The sequence below is a fragment of the Aliamphritea ceti genome (genome assembly GCF_024347215.1).
GTDB classification, from domain to species: domain Bacteria; phylum Pseudomonadota; class Gammaproteobacteria; order Pseudomonadales; family Balneatricaceae; genus Amphritea; species Amphritea ceti.
Genome location: NZ_AP025282.1, coordinates 4,027,628 through 4,041,601, shown reverse-complemented (window position 1 = coordinate 4,041,601; position 13,974 = coordinate 4,027,628). Strand labels below are relative to the sequence as shown.

The 13,974-nt window shown below is 45.2% G+C and carries 15 protein-coding genes; 14 read left to right on the top strand and 1 reads right to left on the bottom strand.

Annotated elements, in window-relative coordinates; genetic code table 11:
- Window positions 1–2 precede the first annotated feature (2 nt).
- Together OCU49_RS18505 and OCU49_RS18500 are read left to right on the top strand one after the other, a co-directional pair.
- Entirely contained in the window at window positions 3–449 is a 447-nt protein-coding gene (locus OCU49_RS18505) for a MarR family winged helix-turn-helix transcriptional regulator (RefSeq protein WP_261842035.1), read from the top strand.
- A 42-nt stretch (window positions 450–491) separates the two neighbouring features.
- On the top strand, window positions 492–1,802 hold the full coding sequence (locus OCU49_RS18500) for a ferredoxin reductase family protein (RefSeq protein WP_261842034.1): 1,311 nt from the start codon (window positions 492–494) through the stop codon (window positions 1,800–1,802).
- 48 nt (window positions 1,803–1,850) lie between these two features.
- On the opposite strand, the gene OCU49_RS18495 is transcribed toward OCU49_RS18500, so the two are convergent.
- Window positions 1,851–2,666 (bottom strand): helix-turn-helix transcriptional regulator, encoded by an 816-nt coding sequence (locus tag OCU49_RS18495; RefSeq protein WP_261845262.1) that lies wholly within the window; start codon window positions 2,664–2,666, stop codon window positions 1,851–1,853.
- Between the two features lie 368 nt (window positions 2,667–3,034).
- On the opposite strand from OCU49_RS18495, the gene OCU49_RS18490 reads away from it, so the two are divergent.
- The 12 genes from OCU49_RS18490 (at window position 3,035) to OCU49_RS18435 (ending at window position 13,972) form a co-directional block, all read left to right on the top strand.
- On the top strand, window positions 3,035–3,223 hold the full coding sequence (locus tag OCU49_RS18490; RefSeq protein WP_261842033.1) for a Flp family type IVb pilin: 189 nt from the start codon (window positions 3,035–3,037) through the stop codon (window positions 3,221–3,223).
- A gap of 53 nt (window positions 3,224–3,276) precedes the next feature.
- The gene (locus tag OCU49_RS18485; protein ID WP_261842032.1) at window positions 3,277–3,858 is read left to right on the top strand and encodes an A24 family peptidase; all 582 of its coding nucleotides are present in this window, start codon (window positions 3,277–3,279) and stop codon (window positions 3,856–3,858) included.
- On the top strand, window positions 3,855–5,285 hold the full coding sequence (locus tag OCU49_RS18480; protein ID WP_261842031.1) for a DUF8689 domain-containing protein: 1,431 nt from the start codon (window positions 3,855–3,857) through the stop codon (window positions 5,283–5,285). Before OCU49_RS18485 ends, OCU49_RS18480 begins: the two co-directional genes overlap by 4 nt.
- Window positions 5,278–6,036 (top strand): Flp pilus assembly protein CpaB, encoded by a 759-nt coding sequence (gene cpaB / locus OCU49_RS18475; protein WP_261842030.1) that lies wholly within the window; start codon window positions 5,278–5,280, stop codon window positions 6,034–6,036. Before OCU49_RS18480 ends, cpaB begins: the two co-directional genes overlap by 8 nt.
- An 84-nt stretch (window positions 6,037–6,120) precedes the next feature.
- Window positions 6,121–7,821, top strand: coding sequence for a type II and III secretion system protein family protein (locus OCU49_RS18470; protein ID WP_261842029.1), 1,701 nt, complete (start codon window positions 6,121–6,123; stop codon window positions 7,819–7,821).
- 11 nt (window positions 7,822–7,832) lie between these two features.
- Complete coding sequence (locus tag OCU49_RS18465; protein WP_261842028.1) at window positions 7,833–8,090, top strand: hypothetical protein; 258 nt, start codon at window positions 7,833–7,835, stop codon at window positions 8,088–8,090.
- Between the two features lie 2 nt (window positions 8,091–8,092).
- On the top strand, window positions 8,093–9,406 hold the full coding sequence (locus tag OCU49_RS18460; protein ID WP_261842027.1) for a Tad domain-containing protein: 1,314 nt from the start codon (window positions 8,093–8,095) through the stop codon (window positions 9,404–9,406).
- On the top strand, window positions 9,403–9,873 hold the full coding sequence (locus OCU49_RS18455; protein WP_261842026.1) for a TadE/TadG family type IV pilus assembly protein: 471 nt from the start codon (window positions 9,403–9,405) through the stop codon (window positions 9,871–9,873). Before OCU49_RS18460 ends, OCU49_RS18455 begins: the two co-directional genes overlap by 4 nt.
- A gap of 31 nt (window positions 9,874–9,904) precedes the next feature.
- The gene (locus OCU49_RS18450; RefSeq protein WP_261842025.1) at window positions 9,905–10,375 is read left to right on the top strand and encodes a TadE/TadG family type IV pilus assembly protein; all 471 of its coding nucleotides are present in this window, start codon (window positions 9,905–9,907) and stop codon (window positions 10,373–10,375) included.
- A gap of 3 nt (window positions 10,376–10,378) precedes the next feature.
- Window positions 10,379–11,602 carry a CpaE/TadZ family protein gene (locus OCU49_RS18445; RefSeq protein WP_261842024.1) on the top strand — a complete coding sequence of 408 codons (1,224 nt, stop codon included), beginning with the start codon at window positions 10,379–10,381 and terminating at the stop codon, window positions 11,600–11,602.
- 4 nt (window positions 11,603–11,606) lie between these two features.
- The gene (locus tag OCU49_RS18440; RefSeq protein WP_261842023.1) at window positions 11,607–12,956 is read left to right on the top strand and encodes a TadA family conjugal transfer-associated ATPase; all 1,350 of its coding nucleotides are present in this window, start codon (window positions 11,607–11,609) and stop codon (window positions 12,954–12,956) included.
- Between the two features lie 41 nt (window positions 12,957–12,997).
- Window positions 12,998–13,972, top strand: a complete 975-nt coding sequence (locus tag OCU49_RS18435) for a type II secretion system F family protein (RefSeq protein ID WP_261842022.1) — start codon at window positions 12,998–13,000, stop codon at window positions 13,970–13,972.
- Window positions 13,973–13,974: the final 2 nt, after the last annotated feature.

Here is a 13,974-nt window from a genome sequence, read left to right as displayed (position 1 = left end):
AGATGACTGCAACAGATGACCTTTCTTTACTCGATGAGCGCTTATGTTTTGCGCTTTATTCGACCGCTCAGGCGATAACCAAAGAGTATAAAAGCTTGCTGGGTCGCCTGAATATGACCTATCCCCAGTACCTTGTATTTCTGGCGTTGACGCCGGAAGACGAGGTAACAGTCAAAGCACTTGGCGAGCGACTATTTCTGGATTCAGGTACGCTTTCGCCTCTGTTGAAGCGTATGCAACAGGCTGGCCTGATTAACCGCTACCGTGACGCAGAAGATGAGCGTAAAGTCATGGTGGGCCTGACAGATAAAGCCCGTGAATTAACCCCGGAAATTACTTCTATTCAACAAGAAGTAGCCTGTTCAACAGGTTTGGAAACCGTTGAGTTTAAGCAGTTACTGCAGCAACTACAGAATTTGAACCGGCATTTACGTAACGGTAATGACTGACTGTTAAAACAGTTTATATTTCTTTTACAGCAGGATGTTTATATGCGAATTGTTGGTGTTTTATTGGTCTTAATCGCCGTTTTTTTTCCCTTATATAGTTTCATTCCTCTGTTTGGAAAATATGATACAGGGGCTTTATTTTCACAATATATTGGCATTGCTGCTCTGGTTCTGATGGGAATATCTCAATTACTGGCCACTCGAATGAGGTGGCTGGAATGGGTATTTGGCGGGCTTGATCGAATTTATGTATTACATAAATGGATAGGGATTGCTGCGATGGCAGCGGTGCTTATTCACGATACGGTAGATGCAGAAATCGACGGGCTGGGTCAGGAGACCTGGTTAGTTGATCTGGCTGAAACACTTGGTGAGCTGAGTCTCTATGGCTTACTGATATTAGTGGTTATTTCAATTGCTACTTTTGTGCCTTATCACCTGTGGCGTAAAACACATAAATTTATGGGTGCAATGTTTGTTTGTGGCGCATTTCATTATGTCTTTATGTTAAAACCTTTTGAATTGCAGAGTCTTTTGGGTATGTATGCTCTGGGTTTCTGTGTGCTGGGCATTCTGTGTTATTTGTATACTTTAATGCCTTTTACCTGGATGACCGGTCGCTATGCATACCAGGTGGTGAATCGTGAAGTTCAGGGCAGTGCCCTGGCGCTGACTTTAAAGCAGGAAGGTCGTGCTGTTAAGCATCAGTCGGGCCAGTTCGCGTTTTTGTCATTTGCAGACCAACAGCTGGATGAGCCTCATCCATTTACGATTAGCCAGGCGCCTGATCAGCAGGGTAATCTACGTTTTACTGTTAAAGCATTGGGAGATTATACCCGTCAGCTAAAGCGTAAGGCAGAACCTGGTATGCGTGTATATGTGAGCAATGCATATGGGCATTTTCGACGGGTGCCGGATGTGCAAGCCGAAGTATGGATTGCTGCTGGCATAGGTATTACGCCTTTCCTCGCCTGGGCACAGGATAAAAAGTGTTCTACGCCGGTTGAGTTGTTTTACTGTGTGCGTGAACTGAATGAGGCTGCGCATCTGGAAGAATTACAAAGTATTGTCGATAAACGCCCCGAATTGAGTTTGCATCTAATCGAAACATCCGTACGTGGTCGTCTTTCTGCAGATGATATTTGCGGTAGTCTGCAAGCCAGTCTGGATGAAGTTCGGGTGTATTACTGTGGACCAAAGCCTATGCGTGAATCTCTTTTGCAGCAGCTGGGTGCCAGAGGTTTACGAAATAGTCGTTTTCACTATGAAGTTTTCGAATTGCGTTCCGGCATAGGGCTGCGAAAGCTAGCCGCCTGGGGCACGAAGCATTGGCAGGCTTATCAGGCACGATAATAAAAAAATACCCGGCATAACCGGGTGTTTTTTTGTGGAAGATTCTGTTTACACAGGGATTTTCATTTCCATTATTCGTGTATCTAATGCGTCAGAAGAACGCTTTTCCCGTAGTAACTGACGACATTCAGACGGGCTGATTCCCATGTATTTTTTGAATACTCTGGCATAGTAGGATGGGTCGTTAAAACCAACAGTAAAGGCGACATCTGCGATGCTTGCAACAGGGTTAAGTAACAACCGGGTAGACTCTTTCAGGCGGTAGCCAATTAAATATTCCTGGAATGTCAGACTATATGTTTGTTTGAACATTCTACAGAACTTATTCACTGTCAGGCCGCACAGATCAGCCATGTCGGACTCCAAAATCTTCTCGGGATAATGGTTCTGAACATAATTTATTGCGTGCTGAAGTATGGATTCACCACTAGTGGGTGCGCGGAAACGAACCTCTTCCGGCAGCGGCTCACTTTCACAGCGGGTATTTCTAAGCTTGATAGCATCACGAAAATCACTGGCTGTTTTCAATGATTCAGTAATATGCACCATATCAACTTCAGATAATGGTTTAACGTGATAGTCCCAGACACCAGTACGAAAAGCCCATATTGCCAGGGCTTCTGAATGCTGTTCCGTAAACATCAGGATAGGTAAATCAGGTTCAGACTGCCGGGTTTGTTGTAATAAATGCAAACTTTGTATGTCCGGATAGTCATATTCAAAACAGATTAAGTCCGCTTCAGTGGTGTTTAACAAGCGAGGGCATGTGGAAGATTGTTTGACTGTCTGTGTATGACAAATACCTTCAAAACTGCTTGATAAACATGACTGATTTGACTGATTTCTAAGGTCAACCCAGAGCATGGTAGCTATGTGCATAAGGCCTCACTTTACCTTTCTGTCACCTGTTCCCTGGCTGTTTTTAGTGTAATTCGCACGTTTCCTTACGCTTCATTTCTAAAATGGGTTTCTTAACCTTAGATCAAAAAACAAACACCTGCCAAACATAACTTACTGCAATATCAACTGACTTAGATCCGAAATAAAACCTGACTGCAAAGATAGTCCTAGTGTTTTAAAAAATAGTCCTAACGTTATTTTCTGGCGCTTCCTAAATTTGATGTACAGCGACTTTTCGTGGTCCGAAACGATCAGAACAAGAGTCCAGAAAATAAATTGAAATGAATAATAAGGTGTGCACTGCATGCCATAACGAACAGGGGTAATTTCCTATGAACATGCAAACAATTACTGCTCAGGTAACAGCATTCCTTAAAGATGAAGAAGGCCTGACAACAGTTGAGTACGCAATTGCCGGTAGTTTAGTGGGACTTGCTGTAGTAACTGCATTTGGTGACCTGGGTACAGCAGTAGGTAACACAATTGAAGGTCTTGAAGATGCAATTACTGCTGGTTCTTAAAAGCTATTAATAAGGCCGTGATGATTAGTTTTAGTTAAGAGGAGGACTGCAACATGCAACAGACATTAGTTAGCGAAACTGTAACGCTTGTATTGCTGTTCTTACTCTTACTAGCAACATTATCTGATGTTACGAGACATATAATTCCTAATTTACTGAATTTGATGATTCTTATATGTGGCGTTGCATTCCAGTTAGAAATGATAGGGCTGAGTGGCTTAATGACAGCCTTTAGTGGCCTTGTTGTTGGTTTTCTTATCTTCATTCCCTTTTATATAGCGGGTGGGATGGCGGCCGGAGATGTAAAAATGATGGCCGCTGCTGCAACGCTGCTTGGTCCGCTGTCTGCGTTTCAGGCAGCGGGACTGAGCTTAATTGCAGGTATGTTTCTGGCGTTACTTGTAGTGCTGTTTAAGGGCAGTTTGTTAGCGCTTTTGAAACGTTATTTTTTGATTTTTAAAACGCTGTTTTTCACCCGTAAGCTGATTTATATCCAGCCACAGGAAGGTGAAGCCGCAGCGTTACGTTTTCCATATGCTCTGGCGATTACTACCGGAACGGTGTTGGCGCTGGCGCATCAGTCTCAACTTGGGTTTTATCACCTGCGTGAATTACTCACAGGCGGTGCCTTATGAGAAAGCACCAGCAAGATCCGTTACTTAATGGTGGCGGCAGTACTAACTCCGGTGTAAATGGCAACGGTAATGGCAATGGCACTGTATTGTCGTCTTTCCGGATGCTAGCACCGCGACCAACCAGCATTGAAGATACTTATTTAAGTAAACAGTTTCTGGTTGAGCTAATAAGTAAGCATTTGTATGACGCGGGTGGACTGACCATATCGCAGTTAGTCCATCGGGTTTGTTTGTCCGGTGCAGTAATTGAAGAAATTCTCAATTATTTGCGCCAGGAAAGTCGCCTTGAAGTGTTGCCCCGTCTGGGGCAGAGCAAAGAACTGTATTACAGTCTGACGGACCTGGGGCGGATTGCCGGTCAGGAAGCAATGAATAAAAGTGGCTATATTGGCCCAGCTCCCGTTCCTGTATCTGAATATGAAAAAGTTGTTCAGGCTCAGTCAGTGCATCGGGTGATTATTAAGCAGAAGGAAACTCAGCAGGCTTTTCAGGATATTGTTATCAGGTCATCTTTACTGGATCAGCTTGGTCCAGCGATGAATTCGGGACGCTCAATCGTTATCTATGGCCCACCCGGCACAGGTAAAACCTATATTTCACAGCGATTGACCCGGTTACTGACAGATGCCTGCCTGATTCCATATGCGATATCTGTGAATGAAAGCATTATCCAGCTGTACGATCCACTTGTGCACAAAGCTGTCGATCCGGATGCGAATTCGGATGGCAGACCTAACTTGCTGTTTAACGAAGGTCATGATCCACGTTACAAATTATGTAAACGTCCTGTGGTTATTAGCGGTGGTGAGTTAACTCTGGATATGCTGGAAGTTAAATATGAGCCCAGTACTAAGATTTATCGTGCGCCACTTCAGCTTAAAGCCAATAACGGCATGTACATCATTGATGATATGGGCCGACAGCGGGTCAGTCCGGTTGAGTTATTTAACCGCTGGATTTACCCCATGGAAGAACGTAAAGATTTGCTCAGCCTGGCAAACGGTAACAGCTTTGAAGTGCCTTTTGACGAGATTCTGATTTTTTCTACCAATATTAATCCGCTTGAATTAGGTGATGCGGCTTTCTTACGCCGGATTGGCCATAAGGTTTTTTTCGATACGCTGGATGAGTATGCATTTACTGAAATCTGGAAAAAGGTCTGTATCGAGAAACAGATCGAGTTTGATCAAACACTACTGACATATCTTTTCGAGGAGCATTATCAGCGAGAGCAGCGACCTTTACTGCCATGTCACCCCCGAGACATACTAGGAATAGCGCAGGACAAGGCGCTGTATCTCGCTGACCCCGGAAAACTGTCTGAAGAATTGATCGACTGGGCCTGGAAAAGTTACTTCGTAAAACTTGATCAGGAAAAAGACCAGTTTGCCTATACCGGTGAACTGTCAGGAGGTCACCATGTTTAAATCAAGAACCCTATTGCTATTACTGCTCTCAGGTTTACTGGCTGTAGCGGCAGTGTTTGTTGCTAATAACTGGCTAGCCGCACAGCAACCCCAGGTAGTTGAAACGAAAGAAGTTGTAGAGACTGAAATCATTATGACTGCTGCCCTGGAAATTCCTTACGGTCAAAAAGTTGAATCACGGCATCTGAAACGTATTGAGATGCCTATGGGGCTCGCTCCTGATGGTGCTGTTCGCAATGCCCAGCAAATAGAAGGCATGGTTGCCAGTGCGAATATTATTCCTGGTGAGATTCTCATGCAGGCTCGTTTCAGCGAGCACCTTGAAGGCAGCACGTTAGCATCGCTTATTGAACCTAATATGCGGGCCGTAACCGTTCGGGTAAATGATGTTGTCGGTGTCGGTGGCTTCTTGTTGCCGGGTAACAGGGTTGATGTCCTGGCCAGCCGTACCGTTAAAAAACGTACAACTACGAATACTATTCTCAGCGACCTGAAAGTTCTGGCAGTAGACCAGACCGCCAGTACTAATGAAAAAGACCCGGTGATCGTGCGTGCCGTTACTCTGGAAGTATCACCACAGCAAGCAGAAGACATTGTTAAGGCCCGTGATGAAGGTCCTATCCAGTTGAGCCTGCGTAACCCTAAGGATCGCGGTGTCGTGAAGAAACCAGAGATTCGTCGGGCAAGCAGTGGGTCGTACGTCACTATAATTCGCGGCACAAATGTGCAGAAGAGCAAGGTAAGACTGTAGGGCGTCTGTTTGCGCGAATGCTTTGAATCGTCTGAATCCGGCCACTAAATGTAGCCTCCACAGACAGCAAGAAAGGAAGTCACTATGAAATATTCAATACAATATCCCGGTAAGCTTTTTAGGGCTCTGATTGTCTTGATGTTCTTGTTTTCCGCCAGTTCAGTTGCCGCGCAGGAAACAACACGCAGTACTACATTAAAGACCTATGACGAGCTGACCGACCATACTAGGCAAGTAGAGACGATTTGGGTGCCTTTATATAAGTCACATATTCTGCGTCTGAATAAGCCGGTCAAAAAGATCTCAATTGGTAACCCTGATATCGCTGATATTCTCATCATGCAGTCTGGACAGCTTTATGTTCTGGGCCGTGGTCTGGGTACCACAAATGTGTTGCTCTGGGATGGCCGTAATAAGCTTATCAGCGCCTTTGATATCGAAGTAACTCATGATCTGGATACTCTGAAGTCCAAGCTGTTTGAACTGTTACCCGAAGAGAATATAGAGGTACATTCCTCCCAGGGCGCGATTGTATTGAGCGGTGAGGTTAGCAGTCTGACGCGGATGAATACCGCAGTAGAAATTGCTAAAAGTTTTACCGTCCCCACCAAAGATGATTCTGAAGATAATGCTATCTCCAGTGTGGTCAACCTGATGGGCGTCGGTGGCGCGCAGCAGGTCATGCTGAAAGTAACCGTTGCAGAGGTTTCCCGCCGGGTGGCCCGCCGTCTGGGCATTAAGTTCAACGCGGTCAGTGCCGGCAATGACTTCCAGTTCGGTGCTGTCAGTGGTGGGGCGACTTTTCCTGATGCCGTATTTAGTGGTTTAAATGCCGGTGCAACAGGTGCCCGTACTCCAGTTTTCACTCAAGGAGGTATTTTCGGACCTGCAATAGATGAATTTGCGCCGAATGATCTGGCTATTGCTGATAAAGGTTTATTTGCCAGCTATCTGGGAGGGGATTTCCTGTTCAGCATGGCGCTTGATGCTGCTAAAGAAGATGGTTCAGCAAAAATTCTGGCAGAGCCAACATTAACCACTCTTACTGGTCAGGAAGCGTCTTTCCTTTCCGGTGGTGAGTTTCCTATCCCAGTACCAAATGAAGATGGCATTACCATTGATTTTAAGGAGTTTGGTATTGGCCTGAAGTTTGTACCAGTGGTGTTAGATTCCCAGCGTATCAATATGAAACTGAATATCAGTGTTAGTGAATTGACTTCAACAGCCAGCGTATCGGCATCTCCGGGTAATACTAATGCCACCTTTTTCGTGCCAGCACTGACCAAACGTTCAGCTAGCTCAACGGTTGAGTTGGCTGATGGGCAGACCATTGGTATAGCAGGATTGCTTAACGAAAACATGCGTGAAGTTGTGAACAAGTTTCCAGGCTTAGGTGACATTCCTGTGCTGGGTAATCTGTTTCGTAGCCAGGAATTTGAAAAAGGTGAAACAGAGCTGGTTATTTTGGTTACACCTCAATTGGCTAAGCCGTTGAATACCGAAGAAATAGCATTACCAACAGACAACTTTGTCGAGCCTTCTGATTTTGAGTTCTATATTTTGGGTCAGAACCTGGGAGACAGCGAAGATAAAAATGTCTCTCAGCAGCAGGTTGCATCAGCGGGTAATAAAACCCTGAAAAAAGCACCAATTAACGAAGCGATTGCAGACAATCAGGATGACCAAAAGTCGTTGCCAGCAACCAGTTATGCCGTACCGCCATTGCCAAAAATTAATGGCTCATCCGGTGGGTTAGAAAATAACTACGGCCATTCAATTAATTAGGAGGCAGCGGCATGAAAACCCTGATGATAATAGCAATGGGATTGATGATTAGCGGTTGTAGTAGCCAGCAGAGACCAGAGTTGGGAAGCAGCGTTCAGGCAATGATTGAGCAACAGACATATAACCCGGCTGCTACTCAGCAAAATGCGAGTAGAGATGGTAACTCACTGGATGGTGAAATAGGGGTGAATGTACTGCGAAAATATAGAGAAGCAGTTAGTAAACCTCAAGAAGTTAAAAATGAAATTCAGGTAAATATAGGTAGCTAATTATGAATACCTGTAGCAAACGCAGAGCAGATACTCGATTGTGTAAGGTCAGATTAGACCGGCAGCGGGGGATAGTGACAGTAGTCGTTGCTATTGGCCTGGTTGCTCTGGTTGCAATGGTTGGCTTAGCAATTGATACAGGGCATTTGTTACTCAATAAAACCCGTCTGCAGAATGCTGTGGATGCAGCCGCATTGAGTGGCGCCAGAGCGTTGCAGTTGTCGGTTAGCGTTACACCTATGGATGACGCACGGGCGGCTGCACTGGCAGCATTTAATGCTAACTTATCCGACGAGCTGATTTCTCATGCCCCCGTACCGACTGTGACATTTTCTGAGGATTTAACACCTGGTTCTTTTGTTGCCGCAACGGTAAACGATCCTAACTACATTAAAGTTGCTTCACCTATGGTGCCGTTAACAACGTACTTAGTTCAGGTTGTCGGTGTATCCGATAAACCTGTTGGTGCGACAGCTGTAGCTGGATTTGGTAGCGGTGCAAGTGTGTGTGATCTGATACCGGTGATGGTATGTAAAGGAACACAAAATCCTGATACGCCAACTGGCTTTAATGAGTTCGATTTTTCTGCGGGTTTAGGGGCGTCTTTTGATGCTACAACAGACACAGTCACTTTGAAGACTGGTTCTGGTTCTGGTCCTGATCCAGATATAGGTACAGGCAGCTTTCATTTAATAGATATACCTGGGTTACAAGGGGCTAATGATATTCGTTATGCCTTTGCCGAGTCTTCAAGCTGTGGTGCAGATGGTGAAACTTTTGAAATAGATTTAGCGCCAGGTAATAAAGTCGGCCCTACTGTTCAGGGCATTAACACCCGTTTTGGTGTTTATACCGGACCATTAAATGGTAGTTCATCGGATTATCCACCTGATTACGCTAACGATACGTCGCATACGCCTGACTGTGTTGGTATGGATCCGGATGGTCTTGGAACAGATCCCGATAATGGAACCGGACCGAATGCTTGTCTGGACCCCCGTAACTATGCTGAATACTACAATTCACCTAGCAGTAATATTCAGCCGGATGATTCCCGTTATCAACGTCGTATAGTCAAAGTACCTGTAGGTGCCTGTGATGGCAGCGCAACAGGTAATGATACGGTTGAAACACTTGGGTTCGGTTGCTTTTTACTGACTAAACCAGCTACTCAGCAAGGTGGTGCCGGTTCAGATAGTGGGTCGCTGCAAGGTGCCTTCATGAATGAATGTACGCCGCCATCGACCGGTGTAACCGAGGGAAGCGGTGTAACTACCATCTTCTTATTTAAAAACCCCGACGGAGAAGAGTCATGAATACCTGTTTCTCGCGTCGTTCCTTAGCCCGTAATCGACAGCAAGGCGTTGCTGCGGTTGAGTTCACACTTGCTCTGCCATTATTACTCCTGCTCATGTTTATATCGGCAGAAGCCGGGCGCTTTTTATACCAGTACAACACCCTGACTAAAGCTGTAGAGGGTGGTGCACGATATTTGGCAAGTCAGGTTCGGGCGGTAGACACCCCCGGACAACTTGCGACTGTTAAAACTAATGCAGAAAACCTGGTTCGGTATGGTTCACTGACAATTTTACCAAGTACCAAACCTTTGTTGCCCGGACCTAACGTGGTTGCTGTTGTTACAGATACTGCAGCCGTTGGCGCTAATCCAATCATTGTATCGGCGACCTATACCTATGATCCGATCATTTTTCCACTATCTTTTTGGCAGAGCATCGACTTGGAGATACCAATGAATGCTGCTGTAGGGATGCCTGTGCTTTGAAAGGATGACAGGCACTACAAGGGGGATGTAAATGAACAATCTGAAAACCTGCAAACAAAAAGGTTTAGTCACCGTGGAGTTTGCGATAATTGGTTCGGTGTTCATCATTATACTGTTTGCAATTATCGAGATGGGACGTTTTTTATATACCTGGAATATTCTCGATGAAGTAACTCGCAGAGCTTCCCGTTTGGCTGCTGTTTGCCCAATGTCGCAAGTTAATGATGTACGGGAAAATGCAGCTTTGGATGCACCTGGAATGGCTTCACTGAATGGCACTCATGTAAGTATCGAGTACCTGAATAGTAATCAGGTTACTACGGCAATACTAGAGGAAGTCAGATATGTACGTAGCAGCATTCAGGGGTATCAGTATCAGTTGCTGATACCGCTTCTTCCCTTACCTCCGTTTAACGCATCAGCATTTACCACAACTTTACCAAGCGAGAGTCTGGGGATTACTGCTCCGGGAAGCTGGTCAGTTGATTGTACGGGGGCTTAGTTTATGAATTCTGATAGCAATTTACTCAAAAGCCGGGCTTCACGTCAGTTTAAGGTATTAGTTTCTGGCCGTGATTCATTGATGCTGGAATATTTGAAGAGCAATCTGGAAGGTACCAGTGACAGTGTGATTCTTGAATCCAGATTGGCAATCAATGGCACCGTTGATCCTTTAGATGGGCTGGAATATAAGCCAGATCTGTTAATTTTGCACTTAAGTGAAATGTGGCGTGAAGAGTTACAGGCACTGAGCCTGAACACATCGAAGCAACACCCTCAGTTACTGATAATAGGAAGCTCTGAGCAACCAGAGATGATGCGCTTGGCCATGCAGGCTGGTGCCAGAGACTTTCTTACCGAACCTGTGAATGTCGAAGATTTATTAGCGGCATTACATAAAATTGAGCATGAAAAATTCACCGCAGAGCATGCTGAAAACGGAGTACTGACCGCTGTTATTAATGCTAAGGGAGGCTCGGGTGCAACAGTACTTGCCTGTAACTTAGCGCACATGATGCAAGTGCTCAGTGATGAAGACGTTTTATTAATGGACATGGATACGCAGTTTGGCGCATTAGCTCAGTATCTGAACATGCAACCAGAAAATGGTGTGGTCGAAGCGTTACGTGTGGTTGATGAGTTGGATGTGACCGCGCTTAATGCCTATTTGCTGCGCCATAAAAGCGGCCTGAAAATCATGGGGGCAACCTTGCACGAGTTGTGTCTGCCGAGCCAGATTCCTGAAGCAAGGGTTCGCATGCTGTTGGATATTTTATTAAAGAATTGTTCCCAGTTAGTTGTGGATGTTCCCAGGGTAATCGATCAGGCCACCGCTGCAGTACTTACTCAGGCCACTCAGATTGTTGTGGTGGTGCAGCAAGATTATATCAATATCAAAGATGCAGCACATCTGATGCGTATATTGCAGCAGGAAATGGGGCTAATGGATAGCCAGATTATTGTTGCAGTAAACAGGGTACAGAAAAATGCTCAAATCAGTCTTGATGATATTCAGCAAGCTTTAAATGCTAAGCATGTTGTAAGCATCGCGAATGATTATAAGCACGTTTTGGATAGCTTGAATAAAGGTGAGCCTTTATACGAAGTTGCTCGCCGGGCGGCAATTACCCGCTCAATTCAGTCCCTGCAGGAGAAGCTGATTAATGGTTTTCCGGATCAGCAGAAGGGATTTCTGGCACGTATGTTTTCTAATATGACGGGGGCATAAGACTATGCAGTTTGATGAAATGAACGGCGTTAATAATACCCAGAGTGGTCAAGCTGAGGCAGCAATGCAGAGCCATAGTTTTACCAATACAGTTAAGTTGGAGAAAGAGTGGAAAAATAGGATATATGAGCAGCTACTTAAGGTTATGGATTTATCATTGATTGATAATTTAGAACCAGCTGATGCCCGTAATCAGATTCGTGATATTTGCCAACAACTGATTCAGCAGGAATCTATCCCCTGTAATCAAGCCACCCGTATCCAGATCGTTAAACAAATTGAAGATGAGATAATGGGGCTGGGGCCGTTAGAGCCGCTGCTGGCTGATGCGAGTATTTCCGATATTTTAGTTAATGGTCCCCAAAGTGTGTTTGTAGAACGGGGTGGTAAGTTAGAACCTACCGATATCCGTTTTAACAATGATCAGCACTTGTTAAACATTATTGACCGGATTGTTTCTACTGTGGGACGGCGAATAGATGAATCATCGCCTATGGTCGATGCCCGCCTTAAAGATGGTTCCCGGGTAAATGCGATCATTCCACCACTGGCGCTGGATGGTCCAAGTATGTCTATTCGTCGCTTTGCAATTGAACGGCTGGATATGCAGGGTCTGGTTGATCTGGGTTCTATGCCTGAAGAGTTAGTACCGGTATTCGAGGGGATTGTTAAAGCACGGCTTAATGTGCTGATTTCCGGTGGTACCGGCTCTGGTAAAACCACTTTGCTGAATATTCTCTCAGGTTACATTCCGAAAGATGAACGCATTGTCACTATTGAGGATTCGGCAGAATTACAACTGCAGCAGCCACATACAGTGCGTCTGGAAACCCGTCCGCCGAATGTCGAAGGTAAAGGTGAAGTGAGTCAGCGGGAGCTGGTTCGTAACAGCTTGCGGATGCGTCCGGACCGAATCGTTATTGGTGAGGTCCGTGGTGGTGAGGCACTGGATATGTTGCAAGCGATGAATACAGGCCACGACGGTTCCCTTACGACAGTTCACGCTAATACGCCAAGGGATGCACTGTCCCGAATAGAAAATATGGTGTCTATGAGCGGTGTGAATTTTCCAATGAAGACATTACGCTCGCAGATTTCTTCTGCAATAAACATCGTGGTGCAGATTGCCCGAATGGAAGATGGCCAGCGACGTATGGTGAGTTTGCAGGAAATAAACGGTATGGAAGGTGACATCATTACGATGACAGAACTGTTTAAGTTTGAACGTCAGGGAATAGATGAAAATGGTCGGGTGAAAGGGCGCTACACCGCAACAGGTATTATTCCTGCTTTCTATGACCACCTGAAAAAACGCGGTATAGAACTTCATTATCGCCTATTCGATGAATTTTAACCTCACGGGGCGCTACACATTGCTGTAGCAGGAGGTGTGTTATGTCTGAACAATTTATGATTTTTGGCGCAATGGTATTTGCGGCAGTTTTTTTACTGATGATGGGCCTGACAATTCCGGTTTTTGGTGAAAGCCAGAAAGCCAGAAAGAATTTGCAAAAAAGAGTCCGCCAATTATCCGCTGATACTGATGCAAATACGATTACCCTGTTGTTAAGGAAGAAGTATCTTCGTTCATTATCGCCAGTTGAGCGTTGGCTCGAGTCATTGCCTGGCATGGAAACGCTGGCAGATGCACTGGAAAAAGCAGATTTTAAATATCGTGCCTATCAGGTTGTGAGTGGCGTTGTCTTCTTTACTGCTTTAGGGGCTCTGATTGCCTGGGTACTGACCAGAAATCACTGGGTTGCTTTAGCTGTTGGCTGTATATGTTTTCTTGTACCAGTGATTAGCATAATACGTGCGAAGCGCAAGAGAATAGCTATTTTTGAAGAACAGTTGCCTGATGCAATAGATATTATGAAACGGGCGATACGAGCTGGTCATCCCTTTTCTGAGTCACTTCACCTGGTGGCAGAAGAAATGGAAGGACCTGTTGGTCAGGAGTTCAGAATTACCTTTGCTGATCTTAACTACGGTAATGATTTACGACGAGCTATGCTGGGATTGTTACACCGAGTCCCCAGTATTCCGGTAATGGCGTTGGTGTCTTCTATATTGATACAAAAAGATACCGGCGGTGATTTAACAGAAATTCTGGAACGTATTGGCCAGGTGATTCGTGAGCGTTTTAAATTTCAGCGGCGGGTAAAAACGCTTTCAGCAGAAGGGCGACTGTCAGCCTGGATCTTAGCCTTAGTCCCTTTTGTTTTAGTGTTGGTTGTATCTTGGACGAGCCCTGATTACTTACCTTTACTTTTAGATGATCCAATGGGCGTTAAGCTGGTGGCCTTTGCTTTTGCTGGCATGGTTATAGGTGTGTATTGGATTAACCGAGTTCTGCGAATAGAAGTGTAGGA